Source organism: Bauldia sp. (assembly GCF_020442045.1).
Lineage (GTDB): Bacteria > Pseudomonadota > Alphaproteobacteria > Rhizobiales > Kaistiaceae > Bauldia.
Map to the genome: position 1 here is coordinate 1 of NZ_JAGRLA010000042.1, position 25,672 is coordinate 25,672.

Annotated in this window: 24 protein-coding genes; 8 read left to right on the top strand and 16 right to left on the bottom strand. The window is 66.6% G+C overall.

Features of this window, described 5'->3' with window-relative positions; genetic code table 11:
• Positions 1-477, bottom strand: a 477-nt coding sequence (locus KDJ86_RS04895; RefSeq protein ID WP_291743590.1) for a sugar phosphate isomerase/epimerase family protein, incomplete at its 3' end; no start/stop codon positions are given.
• A 28-nt stretch (positions 478-505) separates the two neighbouring features.
• Complete coding sequence (locus tag KDJ86_RS04900; protein WP_291743591.1) at positions 506-1,594, bottom strand: Gfo/Idh/MocA family protein; 1,089 nt, start codon at positions 1,592-1,594, stop codon at positions 506-508.
• 507 nt (positions 1,595-2,101) lie between these two features.
• Here KDJ86_RS04900 and KDJ86_RS04905 point away from each other — a divergent pair.
• Positions 2,102-3,154, top strand: coding sequence for a LacI family DNA-binding transcriptional regulator (locus tag KDJ86_RS04905; protein WP_291743593.1), 1,053 nt, complete (start codon positions 2,102-2,104; stop codon positions 3,152-3,154).
• Positions 3,155-3,278: 124 nt separating this feature from the next.
• On the opposite strand, the gene KDJ86_RS04910 is transcribed toward KDJ86_RS04905, so the two are convergent.
• Entirely contained in the window at positions 3,279-4,397 is a 1,119-nt protein-coding gene (locus KDJ86_RS04910) for a mandelate racemase/muconate lactonizing enzyme family protein (protein WP_291743595.1), read from the bottom strand.
• Between the two features lie 68 nt (positions 4,398-4,465).
• Complete coding sequence (gene dgoD, locus KDJ86_RS04915; RefSeq protein WP_291743597.1) at positions 4,466-5,638, bottom strand: galactonate dehydratase; 1,173 nt, start codon at positions 5,636-5,638, stop codon at positions 4,466-4,468.
• 234 nt (positions 5,639-5,872) lie between these two features.
• On the opposite strand from dgoD, the gene KDJ86_RS04920 reads away from it, so the two are divergent.
• The 5 genes from KDJ86_RS04920 (at position 5,873) to KDJ86_RS04940 (ending at position 11,718) form a co-directional block, all read left to right on the top strand.
• Positions 5,873-6,739 (top strand): SMP-30/gluconolactonase/LRE family protein, encoded by an 867-nt coding sequence (locus KDJ86_RS04920; RefSeq protein WP_291743599.1) that lies wholly within the window; start codon positions 5,873-5,875, stop codon positions 6,737-6,739.
• 191 nt (positions 6,740-6,930) lie between these two features.
• Positions 6,931-8,058 (top strand): sugar ABC transporter substrate-binding protein, encoded by a 1,128-nt coding sequence (locus KDJ86_RS04925; RefSeq protein WP_291743600.1) that lies wholly within the window; start codon positions 6,931-6,933, stop codon positions 8,056-8,058.
• Between the two features lie 65 nt (positions 8,059-8,123).
• Positions 8,124-9,686 (top strand): sugar ABC transporter ATP-binding protein, encoded by a 1,563-nt coding sequence (locus KDJ86_RS04930; protein WP_291743601.1) that lies wholly within the window; start codon positions 8,124-8,126, stop codon positions 9,684-9,686.
• Positions 9,683-10,744: an ABC transporter permease gene (locus KDJ86_RS04935; RefSeq protein WP_291743602.1), complete on the top strand. Its 1,062-nt coding sequence runs from the start codon at positions 9,683-9,685 to the stop codon at positions 10,742-10,744. The genes KDJ86_RS04930 and KDJ86_RS04935 overlap by 4 nt, the downstream gene beginning before the upstream one ends.
• A gap of 8 nt (positions 10,745-10,752) precedes the next feature.
• Entirely contained in the window at positions 10,753-11,718 is a 966-nt protein-coding gene (locus KDJ86_RS04940; protein ID WP_291743603.1) for an ABC transporter permease, read from the top strand.
• A gap of 76 nt (positions 11,719-11,794) precedes the next feature.
• Here KDJ86_RS04940 and KDJ86_RS04945 read toward each other — a convergent pair whose 3' ends face one another.
• From KDJ86_RS04945 to KDJ86_RS04960, 4 genes are all read right to left on the bottom strand, one after another.
• Positions 11,795-12,796: a 4-hydroxyproline epimerase gene (locus tag KDJ86_RS04945; protein WP_291743604.1), complete on the bottom strand. Its 1,002-nt coding sequence runs from the start codon at positions 12,794-12,796 to the stop codon at positions 11,795-11,797.
• Between the two features lie 57 nt (positions 12,797-12,853).
• Positions 12,854-15,253: a thiamine pyrophosphate-binding protein gene (locus KDJ86_RS04950; RefSeq protein ID WP_291743605.1), complete on the bottom strand. Its 2,400-nt coding sequence runs from the start codon at positions 15,251-15,253 to the stop codon at positions 12,854-12,856.
• A gap of 118 nt (positions 15,254-15,371) precedes the next feature.
• The gene (locus KDJ86_RS04955) at positions 15,372-15,836 is read right to left on the bottom strand and encodes a DUF2165 family protein (RefSeq protein ID WP_291743606.1); all 465 of its coding nucleotides are present in this window, start codon (positions 15,834-15,836) and stop codon (positions 15,372-15,374) included.
• Between the two features lie 30 nt (positions 15,837-15,866).
• Positions 15,867-16,319 carry a MaoC/PaaZ C-terminal domain-containing protein gene (locus tag KDJ86_RS04960; protein ID WP_291743608.1) on the bottom strand — a complete coding sequence of 151 codons (453 nt, stop codon included), beginning with the start codon at positions 16,317-16,319 and terminating at the stop codon, positions 15,867-15,869.
• Positions 16,320-16,476: 157 nt separating this feature from the next.
• On the opposite strand from KDJ86_RS04960, the gene KDJ86_RS04965 reads away from it, so the two are divergent.
• The gene (locus KDJ86_RS04965; RefSeq protein WP_291743609.1) at positions 16,477-17,262 is read left to right on the top strand and encodes an IclR family transcriptional regulator; all 786 of its coding nucleotides are present in this window, start codon (positions 16,477-16,479) and stop codon (positions 17,260-17,262) included.
• A gap of 13 nt (positions 17,263-17,275) precedes the next feature.
• On the opposite strand, the gene KDJ86_RS04970 is transcribed toward KDJ86_RS04965, so the two are convergent.
• From KDJ86_RS04970 to KDJ86_RS05005, 8 genes are read right to left on the bottom strand one after another with little or no spacing between them, the layout of a single operon-like run.
• Positions 17,276-18,238: an ABC transporter permease gene (locus KDJ86_RS04970; protein ID WP_291743611.1), complete on the bottom strand. Its 963-nt coding sequence runs from the start codon at positions 18,236-18,238 to the stop codon at positions 17,276-17,278.
• Complete coding sequence (locus tag KDJ86_RS04975; protein ID WP_291743612.1) at positions 18,235-19,221, bottom strand: ABC transporter permease; 987 nt, start codon at positions 19,219-19,221, stop codon at positions 18,235-18,237. Before KDJ86_RS04975 ends, KDJ86_RS04970 begins: the two co-directional genes overlap by 4 nt.
• On the bottom strand, positions 19,218-19,964 hold the full coding sequence (locus tag KDJ86_RS04980; RefSeq protein ID WP_291743614.1) for an ATP-binding cassette domain-containing protein: 747 nt from the start codon (positions 19,962-19,964) through the stop codon (positions 19,218-19,220). The genes KDJ86_RS04975 and KDJ86_RS04980 overlap by 4 nt, the downstream gene beginning before the upstream one ends.
• Positions 19,957-20,703, bottom strand: coding sequence for an ATP-binding cassette domain-containing protein (locus KDJ86_RS04985; RefSeq protein ID WP_291743616.1), 747 nt, complete (start codon positions 20,701-20,703; stop codon positions 19,957-19,959). Before KDJ86_RS04985 ends, KDJ86_RS04980 begins: the two co-directional genes overlap by 8 nt.
• Positions 20,704-20,763: 60 nt before the next feature.
• Positions 20,764-21,954 carry an ABC transporter substrate-binding protein gene (locus tag KDJ86_RS04990; protein ID WP_291743617.1) on the bottom strand — a complete coding sequence of 397 codons (1,191 nt, stop codon included), beginning with the start codon at positions 21,952-21,954 and terminating at the stop codon, positions 20,764-20,766.
• A 40-nt stretch (positions 21,955-21,994) separates the two neighbouring features.
• Positions 21,995-23,131, bottom strand: a complete 1,137-nt coding sequence (locus KDJ86_RS04995) for an extracellular solute-binding protein (RefSeq protein ID WP_291743619.1) — start codon at positions 23,129-23,131, stop codon at positions 21,995-21,997.
• Positions 23,128-24,291: a CaiB/BaiF CoA transferase family protein gene (locus KDJ86_RS05000; protein WP_291743620.1), complete on the bottom strand. Its 1,164-nt coding sequence runs from the start codon at positions 24,289-24,291 to the stop codon at positions 23,128-23,130. The genes KDJ86_RS04995 and KDJ86_RS05000 overlap by 4 nt, the downstream gene beginning before the upstream one ends.
• 5 nt (positions 24,292-24,296) lie before the next feature.
• Positions 24,297-24,848, bottom strand: a complete 552-nt coding sequence (locus KDJ86_RS05005; protein ID WP_291743622.1) for a MaoC family dehydratase — start codon at positions 24,846-24,848, stop codon at positions 24,297-24,299.
• Positions 24,849-25,031: 183 nt separating this feature from the next.
• Between KDJ86_RS05005 and KDJ86_RS05010 the strand changes: the two genes are divergently transcribed.
• On the top strand, positions 25,032-25,672 hold a 641-nt coding region (locus tag KDJ86_RS05010; RefSeq protein WP_291743624.1), incomplete at its 3' end, for a lactonase family protein.

Here is a 25,672-nt window from a genome sequence, read left to right on the forward strand (position 1 = left end):
GACGTTGTTGACGTAGGTTTCGAGCAGGAACATCGCGCCGTGGTCATAGGCGGTCTGGGCGAGGTCGGCGATCACCTTGCGGCATTCCTCGAAGCCTTCCTCGGTCTTGTTCTTGGGGTGCGCCACCCAGTCCGACTCGGTGTTGTAGGTGCCGGTCTCCGAGATCACGTAGCGCGAGCCGAAATTGCGGGCGTTGCGGATGATCTCCTTGAGGTAGCCGACCCGCTTCTCGCGCTCCGCCTTGTCGGGGTGGATGATGTTGGTATAGCCGGAGAGGCAGCAGATCGGCAGGTCGTGGTCGCGGAAGGTCTCGCGCACCTTCCTGGCCTTCTCCAAGGTGATCTGCCCGGCCGACAGGTCGACATCCTTGAAGTGCAGGTCGAGCTGCACGGTATTGAAGCCCAACCCTTTGATCTTCTTGGCCGTTTCTTCCAGTCCATACGGGAAATATCCCGTGAAAATGCCAACCTGCATCATCGTTCTGTTCCTCCCAGGAAATACGTTTTCAGGTCTCGATCTCGGATAGTCTGACCGGGCGGTTCTCGGCCATGGAGCGATAGCCGGCCTCGATCAGCGCCACCGTCTTGACGTTGTCGGCGACGGTCAGCGCCGGTTCATCGCCGCTCTTCACCGCATGCTGCAACTGCTCCATCACGCCGATGAAGGCCTGCGGAAACCACATGCTGTCCCATGTCGGCGTGACCCACTTTCCGCCGGTCGTCTTGGTCGAGGCATAGGTCAGCGTCGAGGCGACGCCGGTCGGCCAGCCGATCGTGCCCTTGGCGACGCCCTCGGTGCCGTCGACCCGCCAGTTGATGTGCTGGTCGTCGTCATAGCGGTCGTCGCGCGGCCCGTGCCAGACGTCCTCCAGCGACAGCGCCAGCACGCCCGAGGGGAAGCGCAGCGTCGAGACCGTGATCCCGTCGGTGTGCTTGAAGGCGGTGCGCGGGTCGGTCCGCGAGGTCGTGTAGATCTCGTCCGGATCGCCGAACAGGAAGCGCAGGACGTCGAGGTGGTGGACACTCATATTGGCCAGCGTCAGCCGGTCATAATCCTCGAGGAAGGTCTGCCAGTGCGGGATCGCATGCATGTCGATCTGGGCGAAGACCGGATCGCCGATCTCGCCGCGATCGAGGATCTCATTCAGCACGCGCATCGACTGGTCGTAGCGCATATTCTGGTTGACCGAGAGCACCTTGCCCGCGGCCTTGGCCTCGTCGCGGATGGCGATCGCCTCGCCGAGCGTCAGCGAGAGCGGCTTCTGCGCCAGGATGCCCTTGATATGCGGCTCCCTCAGCGCCAGCCGGATCAGGTCCGGCTGCTGGTCCGGCGGATAGGCAATGTCGAGGATCTCGATTTCGGGATCGGCGATCAGCGCCTCCGGCGTGTCGTGGACCTTGGGGATGCCCCAGCGCTCGGCGACCCTGCCGGCATTGGCCCTGGTCCGCGAAGCGATGGCGGCGACCGGAAAGCCGGCTTCCTTGTAGGCGGCGAGATGGCACTCGGCCATGATCATGCCGGCCCCGATGCAGCCGATCCTGAAATCGCGGCTGCGGATCGGAGGATCGGGGGTGAAGCCCTTCGAATCCGCCATTCGTCGTTCCTCCCTCTGGTTTCGGCCCACCGAACCCCGGCGTTTCGCATCGAAAGCACCGGTGCCGATGGCTGGTCTTGGCTAGTCTTCGGGAAGGGCGCGTCACCGGTCAGGACCGGGATGGTCCGGCGACAAAACCTCAGATCGCGGCGCGGCGCAGGGCGCGGCGCGTGGGTCTTTCAGTGTCCTCCCCCGAGGTTCCGGAACCTCTCCGATTTTCTCCGAGCTTGATCAAATATCCTTCATTCTGTCAACGCGACCGCTGTCTCCCGGTGATCCGTCGCGCTCCATCCGCGAATGAGAGATTTCTGAATCCTTCTTGTTTTCAGCTGGATACGAGTGCCCGTCGATGGGCGATAACGCCTGTGACCACAGACTAGCGACGCCGTTGATCGACTGCCAAGCAGCAAAATGATTGAAACTGATGTATTCTTGATCAGATAGTCGACCGCCTCCATTGGAAGGGGTCCGAAAGGGAGAGATGCGTTTGGACAGGCAAGGTCATCGATGAGCGAAATGGATGAGCGCACGATTCCGACGCGTGCGACGATCACGGAGGTCGCCCGCGCGGCGGGGGTCAGCACGGCGACGGTCGACCGGACGCTGAACAACCGCGCCGGTGTCAGGGCACGGACGCGGGAGCGGGTTCTCGACGCCGCGGAGCGCCTCGGCTACCTGCCCGAAAGGCGGGCCGTCGCACCGGACGAGGCGGCCGTGGTCGATATAGACTTCCTGCTGCCCGGCGGCACCAATACCTTCCTCAAGATCCTGTCGCATCAATGCATGGCGCTGGCCGAGAAGCGCCGGGACGAGGCCCGCATCCGCGTCCATCACATCGAGGGCTTCGATCCCGATGCCCTCGCCGCGGGGCTCGCCGCGCTGAAGGAGACGTCCCGGGCCATCGGGGTCATACCGCTCGATCACCCGACGGTGCGCGAGGCCATCCGTGACGTTGCGGCGGATGGCGTCCCCGTCCTCGCGATGGTCTCGGACATCTCGAATGTCGCGCGGATCGGCTATGTCGGGATCGACAACCGGGCCGCCGGACGGCTGGCCGGTCACCTGCTCGGACGGTTCATCCCGCCGGGCGGCCGCGAGGTGGCGCTCTTTGCCGGCAGCCTCAGCTATCGCGGCCATGAGGAGCGCGAGATGGGCTTCCGCCACATGCTGGCGGAGGAATATCCGCATCTCAAGGTGGTCGAGCTTCGCGAGATGCGTGACGACAGCGAGCGCGCCTACGCGGAAGCGAAGACGCTTCTGTCCGCCTATGGCGGCCTCGCCGGCATCTACAACATAGGCGGCGGCAACCGCGGCATCGCCCGAGCCCTCGAAGAGGCGGGCCGCGCCCGCGACGTGGCCTTCGTCTGCCACGAGCTCACCGAATTCACCCGCAGGCTGCTGATCGCCGGCGTCGCCGACGCCGTCATCGACCAGAATCCGCGGGTCGAGGCGCGCGACGCCGTCGACTGGCTGATCCATGCCGCGCGGGGCCGGCCGGTGCCGACATACGCGCCGATCCGCATCCAGGCGATCTTCAAGGAGAACATCCCGCAGGTGTGATCGGCAGTGTCGTCGGGAACCGTTCATCCAGAACGGCTGGATGACCTGCGACGCTATTGGCCCGGGTGGATCATTTGCAGTTTAGACCGGCCGCGGCCCGCGCGTCGTCCGAGGGACGACACGGTCACGCCAGCGGCCGCGCGAATTGCGCGAAGGCCTCTTCCGTCGGCGTCGAGCTTGCGCCCGGCATCTGCGGCAGGGCGTAGGTCCCGCCCTCCACCACGATCGGCTCGACGAAGCAGTCCATGATCCAGGGGATGAATTCGAGCATCGTCGTCGCCGGATGCCAGGCCGCGAGATGGACGTGGATCTGGCCCATGTCGCCGACATGCGGCACCACTGGCAGCCGCCGCGCATGGGCCGCCTCGGCGACGGTGACATATTCGCTGACCCCGCCGAGCCGCGTCACGTCGGGCTGGACGTAATGCACCGCTCCCGCGTCCATGAAGCCCGCGAAGCCGTCGGCATGATAGAGCTGCTCGCCGAGCGCGATCGGGATCGACGTCGCCCGCGCCAGCGCCGCGTGGCCGGCGATGTCGTCATACCAGAGCGGCTCCTCGAACCAGAAGAGGTCGAGCGGCGTCGCCCGCTCGCAGAACCGGAGGCACGTCGGCAGGTCCCACTTGCCGTTGCCGTCGACGGCGATCGTCACCGCCGGGCCGACCGCGTCGCGCACCTTCGCGATCCGCTCGAGGTCGGTCATGATGTTGTCCGAGCCGACCTTGAGCTTCAGCCGCCGGTAGCCGTCGACCTCGACCGCCTTGAGGCTCCCCGCGACAAGCTGGTCGACCGGGATCGAGAGCCAGCCGATGTCGGTATTATAGGCCTCGAGCTCCGGTGAGGTCGCCCCGCCGAGCAGCTTCCACAGCGGCATCCCGGCCGCCTTGGCCTTGAGGTCCCACAGCGCGATATCGACGGCGGCGAGCGCGAGCTGGGTGATCCCCGCGCGCCCGACCCACTGGATGGCCGGGAAGCGGGCGAGCTTCCGCCACAGCCGGGTGATGTCGAGCGCGTCCTCGCCGACCAGCAGCTCGGCGTAGCAATCGCGGATGCAGGCGGTGATCAGCCGGTCCGAGGCGAGATGCGCATGGGTGCCGGTGAAGCCGTAGCCGGCCGTGCCGTCGTCGCCGGTCAGCCTGACGCCGACCACCCCCCAATGGGTGATGGTATGGCTGGAATCGGAGATCGAGCTGCGGTTGAGCGGGACATGCAGGATGAACGGCTCGACGGATACGATCTTCATGGCAAGGCTCCCCCGGGAATTATCACTCTTGACGGCGCGCCCGCGCGGTTCGCCGGGGCGCCGGCCGCTCACCAGTCGACGATGGTCCCGTCCTCCAGCACGGCATTGGTCGCGTGGAGGACCTCCTGGGCGAAGGGGTGGCGCGCCGCGACATCCTCGTCGACCTCGACCCCGAGGCCGGGCGCCTCCGGCACCTGCCAGTAGCCGTCGACCATCCGGATCGGTCCCTCGACCACGTCGAAATACCACGGCACCGCGCCGACCATTTCCTCCTGGATGACGTGATTGGGCGTCGACACCGCGAAATGCAGCGCCGCGACCCCGGCGATCGGCCCGAGCGGGTTATGCGGCGCGACGCCGACCGACACGGAATCGGCCATGGCCGCGATCTTCTTGGCTTCGAGCAACCCGCCGCAATGGCAGATGTCCGGCTGCGCGATGTCGATGGCGCGGGCCCGGAACAGCTCCTCGAATTCCGTTCGCTCGATCAGCCGCTCGCCGGTGGCAAGCGGCACCGTTGTCCGCGCCGCGATCGCCGCGAGGCCGGCGGTATCGCCCGGCGGCAGCACCTCCTCGACGAACATCGGCCGCGCTGGCGCCAGCGCCTCGATATAGGCGAGCGCCGCGCCGGCCGAGGCCGGCCGGCCGTGGAAATCGACCATGATCTCGACCGACGGGCCGACCGCCTCGCGGAGCGCCGCCATCATCCGCGCCACCTTGTCGATATCGGCGACCGGCGCGTGGAAATGCGAATAGGGGATGAACACCGCCTTGAAGGCCGAATAGCCCTTCTCCACCACCGCCCGCGCGTGCTCGACCAGCGGCGCCGCGTCGAGGCTCTCATAGACCGCCCGCATGTCGCCGAGCCCGAGATGGGTATAGACCCTGACCTTGTCGCGCACCTTGCCGCCGATGAGCCGCCAGACCGGCACGCCGAGCGACTTGCCAAGGATGTCCCACAGCGCCAGTTCGATCCCCGACACCGCGCTCATCCCGATCGCGCCGAGCCGCCAGAAGGAGTGCTTCTTCATCACCCGCACGGCCTGCTCGATGTCGCGCGGGTCGCGGCCGATCATCAGCGGCGCCAGGTCCTCGACCGCCCCGACCACACCGCGCGTCTTCCATTCGAGTGTCGCCTCGCCCCAGCCGTAGAGCCCCGCCACGTCGGTATCGACGCGGACGAAGACCCAGTTCCGCATCTCGGCATTGACGACGACGGTCCGGATACCGGTGATCTTCATGGCCGTGCTTCTTGCTGGAAAACGAGTCTGCGGCGCGTTCGGCCATGTCGCGCTTGATAGCGCTGCGGCTTGATTGCATCATGTCATATCACAGCATTCCGCTGGCGATCCATGCTGGCGGACGGTGTGTGGGGCAGCGGCTCCGGGCGACGGAACGGACAGGGAGGAGGACCCGCCGCGGGCTTGCGGGGGTGGGTGCTGGCTGTCCGTCGCAAGATGGGGGGAGTGCGCGACGTGACCGTCGAATGCGTGGTCGATTGCCGGAACAAGCTCGGCGAGGTGCCGGTCTGGGACGTGGCCGAGCAGGCGCTCTACTGGGTCGACATCGAGGGCAGGCTGCTGCAGCGCCTCGAACCCGCCACCGGCAGGCTCGACCGCTGGGAGATGCCGGAACGCATCGCCTGCTTCGCGCTGCGGGAGAAGGGCGGGCTGATCGTCGGCTTTGCATCGGGCATCGCCTTCTACGATCTCGACACCGGCGCGATCGACTGGATCGCCCGTCCCGAGGCCGACAGGAACACCCGCTTCAACGAGGGAAAATGCGACCGCCAGGGCCGGTTCTGGACCGGCACAATGGACGACAGCCTCGCCGAGCATGACGGCGCCCTCTATCGCGTCGACCCGGATCTCACGGTGACCAGGGTCCTCGGCAATGTCGGCATCTCCAACACCATGGTCTGGAGCCTCGACGACCGGAGCTTCTATTTCGCCGATACCCTCGACGGCCGGATCGACCGCTTCGACTTCGACGCCGTCTCCGGCAACCTCTCCAACCGCCGGCCGGTCATCGACCTCAGCGGCACCGGCATCGGCCCGGACGGATCGACCATCGACACCGACGGCTATATCTGGAACGCCCAGTGGGACGGCTGGCGCCTCGCGCGCTATTCGCCGGACGGCGAGCTCGACCGCATCGTCGAGCTTCCCGTCCAGAAGCCGACCAGCTGTATGTTCGGCGGTGCCGACCTCCGGACGCTCTACGTCACGACCGCGATCTGGGACCTGACGCCCGAGCAGCTCCGCGCCCAGCCGCAGGCCGGCGGGCTTTTCGCCGTCGATGTCGGCATCGGCGGCGTCCCCGAGAGTCGCTTTGCCGGCTAGGCGCGAATTGATGTGAAATGATGGTGCCTTGCCGAAAATGCAGGCAGATTCGGAGGGCAAACCATCAAGATTCTCGTTGGTCCATGCTAGGGTTGGCGCAGCCTGTGTGCTAGTGGTGGACACCATAATGAACACGAGGAGCCCACATCGAAGGGCTCCCGGAGGGGTGACTCGCAAAAGGGAGGAATGGAATGTCAATCAGGAATCTGTTTGTCGCCGCCGGCGTCACCGTCGGGCTGATGTCCGGCGCCGCCATGGCGGCGGGGCCGGAAACCGTCGCCGGTCCGGGAGCCGATCCCCAGTGCTTCGTGCCGTGGTCGAGCGATACGACCTACTTCCAGTGGCCGGCCAGGGAAGGCCCCTACCGGATCGCGGTGGTCAACGGCTTCGTCGGCAACGTCTGGCGCATCCAGATGATCCAGACCGCCAAGGCCTATGCGGCGCTTCCCGAGATTGCCAAGGACATCAAGGAGTTCAAGGTCGTCTCGGTAGGCACCGACATGGCCGCCCAGCTCGGCGCCATCGAGGACTTCATCAACCAGGGCTTCGAAGCCGTGCTGATTGATCCGAACACGCCGAAGGGCTGGGATCGCGTCATCCGCCTCGCCAACCAGAAGGGCACCCTCCTGATCGCCTTCGACAACCAGGTCGAGACCGACAAGATGGCCGGCGTCGCCCAGGATCAGGTGATCATGGGCGTGCAGGGCGGCCAGTGGCTGGTCGACCATGTCGGCAAGACCGGCAAGCTGCTTGAGATCCGCGGCGTGCCGGGCTTCTCCGCCGACCAGGAGCGTCACGACGGCTTCCGCAGCGTCGTCGAGGGTGACGGCATGGACTTCGAGATTGTCGAGGTCGTCGGCAACTGGGCGCCGGGCGACTCGCAGAAGGCAACCGCCGACGCCATTGCGGCCCACGGCCATTTCGACGGCATCTTCACCCAGGGCGGCACCAACGGCACCGTCCAGGCTCTGATCGACGCCGGGCATCCCTTCATCCCGATCTCCGGCGAGGGCGAGAACCTCTTCCGCATCCAGATGGCGGAATACGCCGACCAGGGCCTCAAGGGCTTCTCCTACGGCCAGTCCCCGGCCCAGGTCGCCATCGCCATGAAGGAGGCCATCGCCGCCCTCCAGGGCAAGCCGATCCCGCAACTGGTCAAGATCCCGAATCCGACGACCAACTACGAGACCATGGAAGCCGGCGTCGACTACTTCCCGGACCTCACCGCCGACTTCTTCGCGGCGAACGCCTTCCCGCCCTGCGGCCTGAACTTCACCGCGCCGCAGCTGATGGCCCAGACCGGCGACGACGAGCAGTAGTCGTCGCGCCTCTACCGAAACGGTTCGCGCCGCCGGCCTCCCGGCGGCGCGTCTTCCGAGGGGGGATGGAAGTCTTGGACACGGGGCCTGCCGCGCCGCTTCTGGAGATGCGCGGCATCGGGAAGTCATACGGCGGTGTCGCGGCGCTGGATGAAGTGGATTTTTCCGCGCATGCCTCGTCGATCCACGCGGTGCTCGGCGAGAACGGCGCCGGCAAGTCGACACTGATCAAGATCATCTCGGGCGCCATCGCGCCGGACCGCGGCACGATGTCCTTCGACGGTCGCCCGATCACCGTCGCCGATCCCCAGGCCGCCAACGCCGTCGGCATCGTGACCGTCTTTCAGGAGCTGTCGGTCATCCCCGACCTCTCCGTCGCCGATAATATCAGCATCACCCGGCCGCCCAAGCGCCTCGGCCTGATTGATCGCCGCGCCCAGCGCCGCCGCGCCGAGGAGCTGCTGGCCCGGGTCGGCTGCGAGGACGTCAACCCGCGCGCCCGCGTCGGCGACCTGCCGCTGTCGCGCCGCCAGATGGTGGAGATCGCCAAGGCCCTCGGCCGCGACCCCAAGCTTCTCATCCTCGACGAGGCGACCTCGGCGCTGACCGCGGCCGACGTCGAGCGCGTCTACACGATTCTCCATCGTCTCCGCGACGACGGCCTCGCCCTCCTCTACATCTCGCACCGGATGCACGAGATCGAGGAGCTCGCCGACACCATCTCGGTCTTCCGCAACGGCCGCCATATCAGCACCTTCGCGAAGGGCACCCAGTCCGACGATCAGATCGTCCAGATGATGATCGGGCGCGACGTCAGCAACGTCTACCCGCCGAAGCCGGTGCGGACCGAGCCGCCCCCGGTCGAGCTGGAAGTCAGCCGTCTCGGCTGGACCGACCGCCTGTCGGACATCTCCTTCACCCTCGGCAAGGGCGAGATCGTCGGCCTCGGGGGCCTCGACGGGCAGGGCCAGCGCGAAGTCCTGCTCGCCCTGTTCGGCGTGCTGCGCAACGTCTCCGGCACCGTCCGCGTCTTCGACCACAAGGGCGTGCCGAGGAGCCCGGTCGTCGCCACCCGGCCCGACCATGCCATGGCCCTCATTCCGGAGGACCGGAAGACCGAGGGCCTGATGCTGCCGATGTCGATCTCCGACAACATTTCCCTCACCTCCCTCAAGTGGCTGTCCAGGGGCTTCGTCATAGACGGCACCGCCGAGAAGAACGCGGTGGACGGGATGATCGAGAAGCTCCGGATCAAGATCGGCAATCCGGACGACGCGGTCGCGACGCTCTCGGGCGGCAACCAGCAGAAGGTGGTCATCGCCAAGTGGCTGCTGACCGGTCCACGCATCCTGCTCCTCAACGACCCGACGCGCGGCATCGACGTCGGCACCAAGGAAGAGATCTACCGGCTGCTCCGCGAGCTTGCCGACGCCGGAACCTCGATCATCCTCTACTCGACCGATTATGACGAGCTGATCGGCTGTTGCGACCGGGTGCTGATCCTCTACGGGGGGCGGATCGTCCAGACCCTGGAGGGCGACGCGATCACCGAGACCAACATCGTGGCGAGCTCCTTCAACCTGCCCGTCGAAAGCGAGGCTGCTGCGGAACCGGTGCGGCCACAATGAGCAATTTCAGGCTTTGGATCTCCCACAATACCGGCGCCCTGATCGCCGTTGTCCTGTTCCTCGTCCTCTACATCTTCTATTCGAGCCTGCATCCGCGCGGCTTCACCACCGACCTTCTCGTCCAGAACTCCAACGAGGCGCTGGCGCTGATCTTCGTGTCGATCGCCCAGACCCTTGTGGTCATCCTCGGCGGCATCGACCTTTCGGTCGGATCGCTGATGACGCTGGTCAACGCCGTCGCCTCGGAGGTGGTCATCGGCACCGGACCGGAGATCGTGCTCGGCATCGTCATCTGCCTCGCCATCGGCCTCGCCGGCGGGCTGATGAACGGCGTGATCATCGTCTATGGCCGGCTGCAGCCGATCGTCGTCACCCTGGCCACCGGCGCGATCTTCACCGGCCTCGCCCTGCTCGTCCGGCCGACGCCGGGCGGCGAGGTCGATGGCGATCTTTCCTGGGTCGCGACAAACGCCCTTTCGGAGCTCCCCGCCACCTACGGCTGGTGGGACAGCGATCCGGGCTGGTTCAATCTGGTCTCCGGCATTCCGATGCCGATCGTTATCCTGCTCCTGGTCATCCTTCTGGTGTGGATCCCCTACCGCAATTCCGAGCTCGGTCGCGGCGGCTACGCGATCGGCTCCAACGAGGCGGCGGCCTATATGTCGGGCGTCCGCATCAACCGCTCGAAGCTCGCCGCCTATACCCTCAGCGGCATGTTCGCCGGCCTTGCCGGTCTCTATTTCGCCATCCAGACCGGCAGCGGCAATGCCGACCCGATCCAGGCCGGCACCTATACGCTCAACTCGATCGCCGCGGTGGTGATCGGCGGAACCTCGCTCTTCGGCGGCTCCGGCGGCGCCATCGGCACGATCTTCGGCGTCATGGTGCTGCGGTCGATCACCTTCTGCTTCCGCGTCGTCGACACGGATTCGGCGGTCGGCTTCCTCGCCAACCCGCTCCTCCAGCCGATGTTCGAGGGGCTGATCCTGGTCATAGCGGTCACGCTCGGCGCCGCCCGCGCCTTCAGCGTCAAGAACCGCCTCAACATGTTCCGGTGAGGCCCGTCATGCCCGTGCCGAAAATGTCCAACCTCAGGAATTCGATCGACCGGCCACTGCTCTTCGCCGGTCTTTTCATCATCGCGATCCTGGTCGTCGGCACCGTCTATACCCTGATCTTCGAGGGCAATGCCGCGCTGCTCTCGCCGACCTACCTGATCCTTCAGCTCAAGGTCGCGTCGTTCCTCGGCATCGTCGCGGCCGGCATGATGATCGTCGTGCTGCTCGGCCATATCGACCTGTCGGTGCCATGGACCATGACCGCCTCGGCGATGCTGGCCGCCGCGGTCGGCGGGCCGTTCGCCATCCCGATCGGCCTTGGCGTCGGCCTCGCGATCGGGCTCTTCAATGGCATCGGCGTCGCCTATCTCCGCGTCCCGTCGATGATCTTCACCCTCGGCGTCAACGTCATGCTTCGCGGTTTCATGGTTATGCTGACCGGCGGCTTCTCGCCCTCCTCGGTGCCCACCGATGCGATGCTGTGGCTCGCCAAGGGCGAGATCATCGGGATCCCCAATCCGGTTATCGTCTGGGCGCTGATCAGCCTCGCCGTCGCCTTCATGCTCCGGCGCATGCCGCTCGGCCGCTACATCTACGCGATCGGCAACCGCGAGGCGGCCGTCTACCTTTCCGGCGTCAATACCCGCCTCGTCGTCGTCGCGAGCTTCGCCCTCTGCAGCACGCTGGCCGCCTTTGCCGGCATCCTGCTCGCCGGCTATTCCTCCAAGGCCTTCCAGGCGATGGGCGATCCCTACCTGCTGCCGTCGATCGCCGCGGTCGTCATCGGCGGCACCAACATCCTTGGCGGCGCCGGGCGCTACGCCGGAACCGTGGTCGGCACCATCCTCATCGTGCTCCTCCAGAGCGTGCTGTCGGTGATGCAGATGCCCGAGGCGGGTCGCCAGATCATCTACGGCGTGGTGATTGTGATCATGCTGCTGGCCTATGGCCGCGGTCAGCGCCTGCGCGTTTAGGACGATCCGCGCCATTCAGGCCGTGCGGCGCCGTTGCGGCGGCGGCGGGTCGGCGCCGGCCCTCCCGAGAGAAGGATCAAAGCACCGAGAAGCCCTTCACGAAGGGGTCGCGGTCGTCGAGGAAGATCGTGTTATAGCCGGTGATCCACGCCTGCCCCGCCACCGAGGGAACGATCGCATCGAGATCGCCGACCTTCGTCGCCGCCTCGACCCGGCCGTGGAACAGGCTGCCGATGATGCTCTCATGGACGAAGGCGTCGCCGACCTTGAGGTCGCCCCGCGCGGCAAGCTGCGCCATCCGCGCCGAGGTCCCGGTGCCGCAGGGCGACCGGTCGATCGCCTTCTCGCCGTAGAAAACGGCGTTCCGGCCGTCCGCCTGGGGGTTCTTGGCGGCGCCGGTCCACATCACGTGGCGGAGGCCCCGGATCGTCTCGTATTCGGGATGCTGGAACGCATAGGCCGCGTTGATCCGCTCGCGGACGATCGGCGACAGCCGCTGGATGTCGCCAGCACTCAGCGCCGAAAGATCGGCATAGCCCTCCTGCGGCTCGAAGATCGCGTAGAAATTGCCGCCATAGGCGACGTCGAAGCGGAGCGCGCCGAGCTCCGGCACGTCGACCGTAAGCCCGGCGTCGAGCAGGAAGCCCGGAACGTTCCGGATCCGCACCTCGACCACGTGACCGGTGTCGTCGCGCGTGTAGGCCGCCTCGACGATTCCGGCCGGCACCTCGAAGCGGACGACACCCTCGGTCGCAGGGCGGACCAGCCCTTCCTCGATCACCACCGTCGCCGTCCCGATCAGCCCGTGGCCGCACATCGGCAGGCAGCCCGAGGTCTCGATGAAGATCAACGACGCGTCGACATCGTCGCGGAGCGGCGGATAGAGGATCGAGCCCGACATCACGTCGTGGCCGCGCGGCTCGAACATCAGCCCGGTGCGGATCCAGTCATAGTCGGCGATGAAATGCTCCCGCCGCGCGTTCATCGTCGCGCCGCGAAGCGGCGGCGCGCCACCCGCGACGACCCGCACCGGGTTGCCGGCGGTATGGGCATCGATACAGAAGAAGCTGTTCTTCATCGGCCGGTTGGCCCGTCGGCTCGGGCGAAGCCGGTCGCGCCGGCCCCGCCGGTTGTCCTACATTGCCGGCAAGGCCTCGATATGCCGGATCGGCCGGCCGGGCGAGACCGACTCGGCCGCCGCGACGATGGCATTGGCGTCGATACCATAGTGCCGATAGAGGTCCTGCAGCGTACCGGTCTGGCCGAAATGCTCGACGCCGAGCGGCCGGACGCGATGGCCGAGCACCGAGCCGAGCCAGCCGAGCGTCGCCGGGTGGCCGTCGATCACGGTGACGATCCCGCAATGCCGCGGCACGTCCTCGAGCAGCCGTTCCGCGTGGCAGCGGGCGTGGACGAGGCCGCGTTCGCGGGCACGGTTCGCCGCGGTCCAGCCGGCATTCAGCCGGTCGGCCGAGGTCACCGCGAGCAGGCCGACGTCGCGGCGGTCCTCGGCCATCAGGCCGATCGCCTCGATCGCCTCCGGCGCGATCGCGCCCTGGTAGGCGACCACCACCTCGCAATTCGGCCCGGGCTTTCGCATCCAGTAGGCGCCGTCGACGATGCCCTGGCGGATCTCGTCGTCGACCACCCGGCCGGTCTGGTCGATCGGCCGCGTCGAAAGCCGGAGATAGACCGAGCCGCCGGTCTCGTCGCGGAGCCAGGTGCGCTCGTCATGCGCCGCCTCGCCGTCGCGCTGGAGATAGTCGAAGGCCCAGTCGACGATGATCGAAAGCTCGTCGACGAAAGCCGGCTCGAAGGCGGCAAGCCCGTCCTGCGCCATCCCGATCAGCGGCGTGCCGACCGACTGGTGGGCGCCGCCCTCGGGCGCGAGCGTAATGCCGGACGGCGTCGCCGCGACGATGAATCGGGCATCCTGGTAGCAGGCATAGTTCAGCGCATCGAGGCCGCGGGCAATGAAGGGATCGTAGAGCGTGCCGATCGGCAGGAGCCGTTCGCCGAAGAGCGAATGCGACAGGCCGAGCGCGGAAAGCAGCAGGAAGAGGTTCATCTCGGCGATGCCGAGCTCGATATGCTGGCCATCCGGCGACGCTTCCCAGGCGAAGGTCGAGGGAATCCGCTCCTGCTTGAACACGTCGGCCATCACCGACCTGGCGAAGAGGCCGCGGCGGTTCAGCCAGGGGCCGAGGTTGGTCGAGACGGTGACGTCCGGCGAGGCGGTGACGATCCGCTTCGCCAGCGGCGAATCGGAACGGCCGATCTCGTTGAGGATCAGGCCGAAGCCCGCCTGGGTGGAAAGCACTCCCTGTTCAGGCGCCGCGATGGCGTCGGGCAGCTCGAACCGGGACGCCTCGAACCGGCGGCTTCCCCTTGCCGCGAAGGGCACATTGGCAAGGAAGCCTTCCATCTCGGCCTCGCCCTTGGCGAGCCCCTCGAACCTGTCCCACTCGTGGCCGGGCCGGATGCCGAGCGACTCTTTCAGCGAGTCGACCTGCGCCACCGTCATCAGCCCGGCGTGGTTGTCCTTGTGGCCGGCCATCGGCAGGCCGAAGCCCTTCACCGTGTAGCAGAGGAAGCAGACCGGCCGGTCGTGGTCGATTCCGTTGAAGGCGTCGAGCAGCGCCGGCAGGTCATGGCCGCCGAGGTTGTTCATCAGCGCCGCCAGCTCCCCGTCGCTGCGCCGCTCGATCAGGGCGCTGACATCGCCCTGGTCGCCGAGGTCGTCGAGGAGCCGCTTCCGCCAGGCGGCCCCGCCCTGGAAGACGAGGGCGGAATATTCCTGGTTGGGGCAGGCATCGATCCAGTCGCGCAGCCTGTCGCCGCCGGGCTCGGTGAAGGCCTGCTGCTGGAGCGAGCCGTATTTGACGATGACGACGTCCCAGCCCATCGTCCGGAAGATGTCGGTGAAGCGCTCGTAGAGGCCCTCGCGGAGCACCGCGTCGAGACCCTGGCGGTTGTAGTCGACCACCCACCAGGTATTGCGGAGGCCGTGCTTCCAGCCTTCGAGCAGCGCCTCGAAGACATTGCCCTCGTCGAGCTCGGCATCGCCGACCAGCGCCACCATCCGCCCTTCCGGCCGGTCTTCGCCCCAGCCATGGGCGCGGACATAATCCTGGACCAGGCTGGCGAACAGCGTCTGGGCGACGCCGAGGCCGACCGAGCCGGTCGAGAAATCGACGTCGTCGACATCCTTGGTCCGCGAGGGGTAGCTCTGCGCGCCGTGGTAGCCGCGGAAGGTCTCGAGCTTCTCGCGCGTCTGCTGGCCGAGGAGATACTGGATGGCGTGGAAGTTGGGGCCGGCATGGGGCTTGACCGCGACCCGGTCCTCGGGGCGGAGCACCGAGAAATAAAGCGCCGTCATGATCGTCGAGAGCGATGCCGAGGAGGCCTGGTGGCCGCCGACCTTCAGCCCGTCGGCATTCTCGCGAAGGTGATTCGCGTTATGCACCGTCCACGTCGACAGCCAGCGCACCTTCTTCTCCAGCTCGCGAAGAAACGTCAGGTCGTTGGTGGCCATGTCGCTTCAGTCCTTCCTTCCCGTCTCGCGCGGCACCGGCAAGGCGCCGGGACCTCCCGCGTATACGTAAGCCTTTATGCCCTATTCTGACGCCTCGCGACAGGTCGCGGGGTCCGCCTCACGCCGACATCAGGACCAGGCCAAGCATGGCGGTCGCCAGCAGCGCGAGATGCGTCCGCTGAAGGGCGTCGAGTCGTATCCAGTAGGCGAACCAGTCGCCGGCGATCAGGAACACGAACCACAGCGCGGCGGAGAGCGCGAATCCCCATAGCGCCCATTGCGAGCCCGCCCCGGCCGCGCCGCTAAGCAGCAGGATCGTCGCCACGGAAAACAGGACGGCATTCACTCCGTGGACGACGGTGATCACGATCAGCGCGAGCCGGTGGAGGAAGGGATCCTCGATCGCCCGTCGCTTGAGCGGCGACGGGATCGGTGGCGGCTCGTCGAGGGACGACATCTTCATGAAGCCCGCCACGCCCTGCAGGGCGCCGTTGAAATCGGCGAAATGATTGTAGACGTTGAGGATGGACCAGACGCCGAACCCCGCCGAGATCACGATCTTTCCGGCCAGAAATCCGTCCATGATGCCCCCATTGCCGCCGCCAGGCCTTCGTCAGGCCGGCTTTTCCCGGCGCTCCACCATCAGGATGTGATCCGTCGCGAGCACCACCTCGTCGCGCTGGTTGAGCACTTCGCAGCGCTCGATGACCCGGCCGGAATCCGGCCGCTTCGGATCATCCTCCTTGGCGCTGATTGTGACACGGGTGCGGATGGTATCGCCAATGAAAACCGGACGGATGAAGCGCATCCGGTCATAGCCATAGGAAAAGGCCACCTTGTTGATCACCGTCGCCGTCAGGCCGACGCCGATCGCAAGCACCATCGTCCCGTGGGCGATCCGCTGGCCGAACGGCGTCGTCCTGGCGAATTCCGCGTCCATATGGTGCGGGAAGAAGTCGCCGCTATGGCCGGCATGGATCACGAAATCGGTCTCGGTGATCGTCCGGCCCGTCGTTATCCGCGACTCGCCGAGCACGTAGTCCTCGAAATAGATCGCCTGTTCCATCCTCACCCTTTCCGCGCCGCTCCGCCATGACGCCGCCCGCTCATTGATAACGGCCTGTTTTCACCAACAACGGCTGATTGCCGCAAATCCCGAAATTTCTTTACTTTGACTGCCAAATATTCGTATATGAATTTCGAATTTCAATCGAGACAGCGCTTTGTCCGAGACAGCCGAGAAGGAACGATACCGGGCGCCGGCGCTCGACAAGGGACTCGACATCCTCGAACTGCTGGCCGGCGTCGACGGCGGCCTGACCCAGGCTGAAATCGCCAAGCGGCTTGGTCGCAGCCACAACGAGCTCTACCGGATGATCGACACCCTCGTCCGCCGCGGCTACGTGGCGCGCAACGACGGCGATCGCTTCGCCCTGACCCTGAAGCTGTTCGGGCTCGCCCACCTCCACGTCCCGGTCCGTCGCATGGTGTCCTATGCGACGCCGATGATGCGCGAGCTTGCCCAGGCCTCGCATCAGGCCAACCAGCTCGTCGTCTTCGATCGCGGGTCGGTGGTGGTCATCGCCCAGCAGGAGGCGCCGAGCTACTGGGGTATCTCGATCCGGGTCGGCTCCCATGTCAGCCTGTTCGATACCGGCTCCGGCCATGTCCTTCTCGCCTTCCGCTCGCCCGAGGAGCGGCTGATGATGGTCGCGGAATATGTCGGCGGCGGCGAGGAACCGAAGATCGATCCGAAATTCAGCGCCCGCCTCGACGAGATCCGGACCCGCGGCTACGAGATGATGCCGAGCGTCCAGATACCCGGCGTCTTCAATCTCTCGGCGCCGGTGCTCGGCCCCGACGGCAAGGGGCTTGCCGCCCTCACCGTTCCCTATATCCAGATCGTCAACATGCCGTCCGCGCCGGACATATCCGCGACGCTGGGAATGATCCAGGAGACCGCCGCGCGGCTTTCGCAGCTTGCCGGCTCCGACGTCGGCGAAGCCTGAATCGGCTGCCCGCTCAGATCGACGCGCTGACATGCCGCTCGCGCCCGTAGAGCGAGACCAGGAGGATGATGACCAGGCCGAGCGCCGCCTGGACCAGTGACGGTTGCAGGCCAAGCCCGATCAGCAGCGTGTTGATCTCGGTCAGCACCACCGCGCCGGCCACCGTCCCGAGGTATGAGCCGCGCCCGCCGACCAGCGCCGTGCCGCCGATCACCACCGCGGCGATGGTCTGGAAAAGGTAGGGCTGGCCGACGTCGCCATAGGCCGAACCGGTGAAGCCGAGGAGGAGGACGCCGGCGATCGCGGCGAACAGCGCGCTCAGCGCGTAGGTGATCATCCACATCCGCAGCGGATTGACCAGCGCCAGCTTGGCCGCCCTCGGGTTGGCGCCGAGCGCGAAGAGCCGCCGCCCGTAGGGCGTACGGTTGAGCATCAGGATGATCAGCGCCGATATCACGATGAAGGCGGGGATCAGCCATGGCACCGGGATCGGCCCCACCGAACCCCCGATCGAGACGAACTTGGTCACCGCCTCCGGCGCGGAGCCGGACGGGAAGCCCTTGGTCCAGACCAGCACGGCCCCCTGGATGATCGTGCCGATGCCGAGCGTGACGATCAGTGGATGGAGATTGAGCCCGGCGGAGATCAGCCCGTTGAGCGCGCCGATGCCGAGCGCCAGCACGCCGACGATCGCGCAGACCAGCACGAAGTTCATCCCGTCGCCATAGAGCTGGGCGGCGACGACGTTGGCAAAGCCGATGACGAAGGGGATCGACAGGTCGATGCCGCCGATGATGATCGTCAGCGTCTGGCCGACGCAGGCGACCGCCAGCAGGCAGGCCAGCACCAGCATGGCGCGGATCGCGAAGGGCGAGGAATAGCCGGGGATCAGCAGCGTGCCGGCGATATGGAGCGCCACCGCGATGGCGATGGCGCCGGCGACCCGGGCTCCGGTGGAGTTGAAGTTCGGTCTCATCGCTGCCTCGCCCGCGCTTCGATGCGGTCCTGTATCGCGGTCAGCGAGATGGCGATGACCAGGATCGTGCCATAGGCGATCTGCAGCACGAAGGTGGACACGTTGAACAGCGTCAGCACGCTCTGGATCAGGAAGATGTCGATGGCGCCGATGGCGGCACCGACCAGGCCGCCGCGCCCGCCGGCGAGGCTGACCCCGCCGAGCGCCACCGCCGAGATCGCGATCAGCGTATAGGACGGTGCGATATTGGCATCGGCGGAGCCGATCAGCGCGGTCATCATCAGGCCGGCAATGCCGGCGAAGAGCCCGGTGATCACGTAGGACAGGAAGCGGACGAAGGGCACCGGCACGCCGGCGGTATAGGCGGCGCGGTCGTCGGAGCCGGTCGCCATCAGCTGGTCGTAATAGGGGAAGCGGCGAAGCAGCCACCAGATCGCGAAGATCACCGCGATCGGCAGGATCGACAGCGGCCCGTTCAGCGTCTTCAGCCAGTCCGGCACCGTCCCCATCGGCGCGGGCAGGATGGTCAGCGTCACGCCGATCAGGATCAGGTAGGTGCCGAGCGTCGCGACGATCGGCTGGATGCGGACATAGGCGGCGAGGAAGCCGTTCACCGCGCCGATGGCGAGGCCGATGGCGAGCGCCGCCGTGATGACGACGAAGGGCGAGGTGAGACCGAGATCGGTGATCAGGATCTTGACCACGATGGCGTTGACGAAGCCCATGATCGGACCGACCGAAACATCGATGCCGCCGCGGCCGCCGAGGATGGCCGGGGTCGAGGCCAGCGCCGCGCCGATCAGCGGCGCCGCGAGGCCGATCAGGATGCCCCAGTTGGCGGGTTCGAAGCGGACCGGGTTGAGCCAGATATTGAGGATCAGCAGGACGATCAGCAGCGCCGGGGCGAAGCCGGTCCGCCGCCATATGGCGCGCACCAGGCCGCCCTGGCGGGACGCCGGTAAGGTGTCGGTAGCGGCGGTCATTGGCTCCTGCCGAACATGGCTGCGATCACCCGGTCGCTGGTCAGGTCGTCGCCGGAAAGCGTTGCGAAGAGCTCGTCCTCGCGGAAGACCAGCACCCGGTGGCAAAGCGCGACGATCTCCTCGATCTCGCTCGACAGCACGACCAGCGCCATGCCGTCGCGGGCGAGTTCGTGGAACACCCCATAGAGCGTGTGGCGGGTGGCGATGTCGACGCCGCGGGTCGGGTCGTTGAGGAGGAGGAAGCGCGGATCATGTGCCAGCCAGCGGGCGAGCAGCACCTTCTGCTGGTTGCCGCCCGACAGCGAGGTGATCGGCGCATTGCCGTTCGGTGCGACGATGGCGAGCTGTTTGTGGAACCTGGCGTAGCGCTCCCGTCGGTTGCGATTGCTGATCAGGCCGCCGCGAACGTCGCGCCCCATCGTCGCGATCGAGAAATTGTCGAGGATCGAGAGCGGCGGGAAGATGCCGGTCGCCCGCCGGTCGCGGGGAAGATAGGCAATTCCCTGGCGAACCGCCTGGCGGAAGCTTTCGATCCCGGTATCCGCGCCCGTACCGGCGATCGCGATCCGGCCGCTGGCCGGCTGCGCCAGGCCGGCGAGGATTTCCAGGAAGCGCTCCTGGCCGTGGCCGTCGAGCCCCGACAGGCCGACGATCTCGCCGGACCTGATCGCGGCGTTGAAGGCGGCCTTGCCGGAAGCAAGCGCGAGATCGGCGACGCGGAGTTCGCTCTGCGATTCAGCCATGCTCGCGCTCCTCGACGATTTCGGGTGCCATCAGGGCAAGCAGCAGCTCCGGCGTGGCGGCATCGCGATCGAGCGTCTCGACCACCTTGCCGCTCCTCAGGATGGTGATCCGGTCGGACAGCCGCATCACCTCGTCCATGCGATGCGAGATGAACAGGACCAGGCAGCCCTCCCTGGCAAGGGTCTCGATCAGCGTGAAGACGATCTCGCGATCGTTGAAGTCGAGCGCCGCAGTCACCTCGTCGAGGATCAGGATGCGCGGCTTGCGGGTGAGCGCCCGGGCGAGCACGACCAGCTGTTGGGTGGCGAGCGGCAGCACGCCGGCATCGACGTCGAGGTCGATCACGGTCCGCGCGCAGCGTGACAGGACCTGACTGACGGTGGCCCTGCGCTCGGACCGCGGCAGCTTGCGGCGGAAGGGAGCGTCGTAGCCGAGCAGGATATTGTCGATGACGTTGCGGTCGGGGGCGATCAGCACTTCCTGGAAGACGGTGGCGAAGCCCGCCGCCTGGAAGGCGATCGGGTCGCTGCCGGAAAACGGGGCGCCGCTCACCAGGATATCGCCGCGGTCGGGCGACACCACTCCGGAAAGCAGCTTGACCAGGGTGCTCTTGCCGGAACCGTTCTCGCCCATGATCGTATGGACCGTCCCGGACGAGAAGGAAATCGACGCGTCGTCGAGCGCGACGGTCTCGCCGTAGCGTTTGGAGAGGTTGCGGATTTCCAGCATCGTGCCCATCGGTCAAAAAGCCCGTCCGGAGCGCGCGCCCCGGACGGACCATCTTGTCAGGATTCGCGCCTATTCGGCGTCACAGGCGCCGGGGACCGACGCATAGTCAAAGCCGATGGATGCCGGATTGGTGAAATAGGCATTCATCATCTCGACCGGCATCGGATCGGTCGGCGGCACCGGGAAGACCGAGACCGAGTCCGGCGTCATGCAGTCGCCGTACCAGGCTTCCAGATCCTTGCCGTCGACGCGCGGGATCGGGATCAGCAGCACGTTGAGCTTCGGCTTCTGGCCCTCGAGCATGCGCAGGCCGACGCGGAACAGGGTCTGGGCGGTCCAGCCGGGCAGCACGGCGTTGCCCTCGAAGCGGTACTTGTCGGGATTGGCCTTCCAGTAGCCCAGCGCGTCGCCGGTGATCGAGCCGGTGATCAGCGGCGCCGGCCGGCCGGCCTCGGCAAATGCCTCGGCGACGACGCGCGACTCGGAGCCGGTGGTCCACACCGCGTCGATCGGCGCCGGGTTGGTGGCCAGCGTCTGGAGCACCACCGTCTTGGTGACGTTGGCGGTCCAGTTGCCGTTCACCGAGCGCGCTGCCTTCAGGTCCGGGTGATCGGCGAGGATCGCGTCGGCGCCCTCGCGCTCCATGGCGACGATCGGCGCGCCGGCAATGCCCTCGACCATCAGCACGCTGCCTTTGCCGTCCAGCCCCTCGGCGATGTAGCCCATCATGTCGTTGCCCCAGCGCCAGAAGTTTGAATCGACGTTGATGGCATAGGGGCTGGTGACATAGGCGGAGGCCGTGATGAACGGGATGCCGGCATCATAGGCCGCCTTGATGGCGTCGTTGACGCCGGTCGAGGAGCCGGGGATGGACGTGATGATCGAGCAGCCGGATTCGATGAAGGTGCGGATCTGGTTGATCTGCTGGCTGACGTCGCCGTTGGAGTCGGAAATCTCGAACGAGGTGACGTCACCCTTCTCGATCAGGCCGTCGACCAGCCGGTGGAGCTCCTCGGTCACCGAGACGCGCCACGGGTTGCCCTGATAGGATTCGGAGTGGCACCACTTCCACGGCTTGGCCGGCATCTTGAAGTCGTCATAGGCCGATGGCATCAGCCCCTGCGCGGCATTGACGTAGAGCGCCTTGAGTTCGTCCGGCAGGGCGCCGGTGAGGTCCTCGTCGGCCGCCATTGCCGGCAACGCCGACATGGCGAATGCCGCGGCGACGGCCCCGGCGATCGTCATTCTCATCATCGACATTTCATCTTCCTCCGTTTTGGCGATCGAGCCTCGGTGGGCGTCACCGGAAGCTCTCGCGGAACGCACTGTTCAGGTCGGCGATGACGGCATCGTCGTCACCGCCGTCCCGCAGCGCCAGATTGATCCTCTCCGACGCATGCTGCTGGAACGCCACATAGCCGTCGTGGCGCGGTCGCACCCACCCCCCTTCGAGCGAGGCGCGGGTATTCCGGTAGAAGGAGCCCGTAGCCGCGTTGACGGCGTCGGCCTCCCAGGCCGCGGCATGTCCGGGCTGGCCGCCCGCCGCCGCATAGGGACCCTGCTGGACGGCACCGCTTGCGATCCAGTAGGCGAAGTCGATCGCTTCGCGCGGATGCGCGCTGCGCGCCGACACCGCGATGCCGGTGCCGCCGATCGCCGAGCCGACCGGCCCGTCGGCGCCGGCGACCGGGATATCGGCGAAGGAGAGCACCCTTTCGCGAAACCCGTCCATCGCGTAGCCGACATAGCCGTAGATCAGCGGCACGCAGGCGATGGTCGAGGAGGCCTTCGACATCCGTTCGAAGACGTCGATCGGGTCCATCGTCAGGCAGTCGGGATCGATCGCGTCGAACAGCGCATGCATCACTCCGAGCACCCGCCGGCCGGCCTCCACGGAAATCAGGTCGCCCGGCCCGCCGCTGGCGCAAGGGCTGCCGAGATTGCCGGCGAGCGTGAAGAACGCCATCAGCGAATGCGGCGGCAGCAGCGGGCATTGCACCCTGCCTTCCTTCGCGAGAGTCATCATCCCGTCCCAGCTCCGCGCCGGCGCGGCGAGCAGGTCGGGACGCCAGGCCTGCACCTGCGCCGCCGCGTCGATCGGAAAGGCCCAGAGATGGCCGTTCCAGCGATAGCTCTCGAAGGAGCCGCCGACCGAACCCGTCGCCAGCGCCGCGATGTCCTCGGCCCGGCCCGGGTCGTCGAGCGGCAGCAGGCAGTTCTCGTCGGTGATCTGGCCGACATGGGGGTGGTCGATGACGACGAAATCGTACCGGGCGGCCAGTTCCTCGACCGGGTAGGATTCGAAATCCTGGAGCGAGCGCTTGTCCCAGGCGATCTCGACGCCGGTCTTGTCCTTCCACAGCGCCGAACATGCCACCATCGGATCATAGCCGCGTGGATGGCTCCAGGTCATTCCCTTGAGGCTGACCGCGCTCAAAGCCCGAACTCCGCCCGAATCGCCGCGCTCTGTTCGCCGATCAGCGGCGCCGCGCGGGTGACCCTGGAACGGTGGCCATCGATCCTCAGCGGCGAACGGGTGGTGAGGATCGACACATCGTCCTCGCGCTCGACCGTCTGCAGCATGTCGAGGGCGGCGAAGCCCTCGCTGGCCAGGAGATCGTTCCAGTCGAGCACCTTCGCGCACCAGATATCGGCCGGATCGAGCACCGCCAGCCATTCGTCGACGGAGCGCGTCGCGATCTTGTCGGCAATGATCGTCTTGATCTCGTCGCGGGCGGTGAACCAGGTCGCCGGATCGCCGCTATAGGCGGCGAGCGCCTCCTCGAGGTCCAGCAGCCCGGCGAGCTTGGGGATCGGCGTCATGGCGATCGCCAGGTACCCGTCGCTCGCCGGATAGACGCCGTAGGGCGCGGCGAGATAGGCATGGGCGCTGCGGACCGCTGACCGTTTCGGCAGGCGGCGGCCGTCATTGAGGAAGGTGGTCAGCACCTCGAACTGGTAGTCGACCAGCGCCTCGAGCAGGCTGGTCTCGACATGGCTGCCCTGGCCGGTGATGCCGCGCCGCACCAGCGCCGCGAGGATTCCTTGCGCCAGCGCCGCGCCCGCCAGCATGTCGCCGATCGCCAGCCCGAACGGCACCGGCCCCTGCCCCTCGTCGCCGTTCAGCCACATCACGCCGGAGCGCGCCTGGGCAAGAAGGTCCTGCCCCGGCCGCTTGACCCAGGGTCCCTCGTCGCCATAGCCGCTGATCGATGCATAGACGAGCCGCGGATTGATCTTGCGGGCCCCCTCGTAATCGACCCCGAGCCGCGCGGCGACGCCGGGCCGGAAGTTCTGCATCAGCACGTCGGCGCTGGCGATCAGCTTCTTCAGCGCCGCCATGTCCTCAGCGTTCTTGAGGTCGATCGCGAGGCTTTCCTTGCCGCGGTTGATGGCGTGGAAGATGGTCGAATCGCCGCCGATCTCGGTGTCGCTGAGGTAGAGCCGCCGCGACAGGTCGCCGCCGTCGGGCCGTTCGATCTTGATCACCCGCGCGCCGAGGTCGGAAAGCCGCAGCGAGCAATAGGGGCCTGACAGGAACTGGCTCATGTCGACGACGACCAGTCCTTCGAGCGGCAGTCCGGTTTGCCCGGTCATGGCGGCTACTTCTCGGTCTTGCCGGCGAAGTCGGCCGGATTCTTGTATTTCACCGTCTGGAGATGCTCGCAATAGAGCACCAGCTCGCCCTCGCCCTTGAACACCTCGTAGCTCGCCCGGATCAGGCCCATCTCCTTGTAGCGGGGCCGTTTGTCGAGGTTGGTCCGGATCGAATAGATCGTGTCGCCGATGAAGACCGGCTTGATGAAGCGCAGCTTGTCGTAGCCGTACGAAAAGGCATTGACGCAATTCGTCGCCACCAGCCCGAGCCCGGCCGAGAAGACGAAGGCCCCGGCGACCAGCCGCTTGCCGAATATCCCCTCGCGCTCGGCGAACATCTGGTCCTGCACATAAGGATGGATGTCGACGACCAGCGTGTTGAACAGGTGGCTGTCGCCTTCCGACATGGTCCGCCTGAGCGACCGGATCTTCTGGCCGACCGGCCAGTCCTCGTAGAACCAGTTTTCCGCATTCCATACCGGGATCTCGGCGTGATCCACCGGCATGTCCGTCGGACGCGTCGTGGAAACCCCCACCGTCGGGGCGAAGTCGGTCACGGTCGCTGCCTCCCTATTTTCTTATGAACAGGATATTCACATGTGAGGCATACTGACAAGGTGATTCGGACGACGACCGATCCGCGTCCCGGCGGCGATCGATAGCCGCGGCGGAAACCGCGGGTTCCTGTGGCCGCCGGAATAAGGATCATCTACACAGGCACGACTGATCGGGAGGGACCAATGACCAGCAAGAGCCTTGTCTTCATCGGATGCCTCAATCGCGAGACGCCTTATTTCCAGGGCGCCCGCGGCCACGGGCTCGCGGTCTATGCGCTGGACGAGGAGACGCTCGAGGCGACGAAGCTCGCCGAGACCGATGCGATCGACAATCCCACCTTCCTCTCCGTCAATGCCGACGGCTCGGTGGTCTACGCGACCGCCGAGGTCTTCGAATGGAAGGAGGGGCTGGTCACTGCCTTCGGCTTCGACCGGGCGACCAGCACGCTGAGCTACATCAACAAGCAGCCGACCCTCGGCATCCTCGCCGCGCATAACACCATCTCCGGCGACGGCCGCCACGTGCTGGTCTCCAACTACGCGATGGGCGAAGGCGGCCCCGACCAGTCCGTCGCCGTCTTCGGCATCCGCGAGGATGGCGGCCTGACCCACGCACTTGGCAGCGTCGTCCACAAGGGAACCGGCCCCAACGCCGAACGCCAGGAACGGCCCCACGCCCACAGCACCACCGCCGTTCCCGGCACCGACATCGTCGTCGTCGCCGATCTCGGCATCGACAAGCTGGTCTCCTATCGCCTCGGCAAGGACGGATCGCTGGACAAGCTCGCCGAATTCGCCACGGCCCCCGGCGCCGGCCCGCGCCA

Bases quoted from the DNA above. Each gene is read 5' to 3' on its own strand.
- KDJ86_RS04900 (WP_291743591.1), bottom strand. From the start codon at position 1,594: ATGGCGGATTCGAAGGGCTTCACCCCCGATCCTCCGATCCGCAGCCGC.
- KDJ86_RS04905 (WP_291743593.1), top strand. From the start codon at position 2,102: ATGAGCGAAATGGATGAGCGCACGATTCCGACGCGTGCGACGATCACG.
- KDJ86_RS04910 (WP_291743595.1), bottom strand. From the start codon at position 4,397: ATGAAGATCGTATCCGTCGAGCCGTTCATCCTGCATGTCCCGCTCAAC.
- dgoD (WP_291743597.1), bottom strand. From the start codon at position 5,638: ATGAAGATCACCGGTATCCGGACCGTCGTCGTCAATGCCGAGATGCGG.
- KDJ86_RS04925 (WP_291743600.1), top strand. From the start codon at position 6,931: ATGTCAATCAGGAATCTGTTTGTCGCCGCCGGCGTCACCGTCGGGCTG.
- KDJ86_RS04930 (WP_291743601.1), top strand. From the start codon at position 8,124: ATGGAAGTCTTGGACACGGGGCCTGCCGCGCCGCTTCTGGAGATGCGC.
- KDJ86_RS04935 (WP_291743602.1), top strand. From the start codon at position 9,683: ATGAGCAATTTCAGGCTTTGGATCTCCCACAATACCGGCGCCCTGATC.
- KDJ86_RS04940 (WP_291743603.1), top strand. From the start codon at position 10,753: ATGCCCGTGCCGAAAATGTCCAACCTCAGGAATTCGATCGACCGGCCA.
- KDJ86_RS04945 (WP_291743604.1), bottom strand. From the start codon at position 12,796: ATGAAGAACAGCTTCTTCTGTATCGATGCCCATACCGCCGGCAACCCG.
- KDJ86_RS04950 (WP_291743605.1), bottom strand. From the start codon at position 15,253: ATGGCCACCAACGACCTGACGTTTCTTCGCGAGCTGGAGAAGAAGGTG.
- KDJ86_RS04955 (WP_291743606.1), bottom strand. From the start codon at position 15,836: ATGGACGGATTTCTGGCCGGAAAGATCGTGATCTCGGCGGGGTTCGGC.
- KDJ86_RS04960 (WP_291743608.1), bottom strand. From the start codon at position 16,319: ATGGAACAGGCGATCTATTTCGAGGACTACGTGCTCGGCGAGTCGCGG.
- KDJ86_RS04970 (WP_291743611.1), bottom strand. From the start codon at position 18,238: ATGAGACCGAACTTCAACTCCACCGGAGCCCGGGTCGCCGGCGCCATC.
- KDJ86_RS04975 (WP_291743612.1), bottom strand. From the start codon at position 19,221: ATGACCGCCGCTACCGACACCTTACCGGCGTCCCGCCAGGGCGGCCTG.
- KDJ86_RS04980 (WP_291743614.1), bottom strand. From the start codon at position 19,964: ATGGCTGAATCGCAGAGCGAACTCCGCGTCGCCGATCTCGCGCTTGCT.
- KDJ86_RS04985 (WP_291743616.1), bottom strand. From the start codon at position 20,703: ATGGGCACGATGCTGGAAATCCGCAACCTCTCCAAACGCTACGGCGAG.
- KDJ86_RS04990 (WP_291743617.1), bottom strand. From the start codon at position 21,954: ATGTCGATGATGAGAATGACGATCGCCGGGGCCGTCGCCGCGGCATTC.
- KDJ86_RS05000 (WP_291743620.1), bottom strand. From the start codon at position 24,291: ATGACCGGGCAAACCGGACTGCCGCTCGAAGGACTGGTCGTCGTCGAC.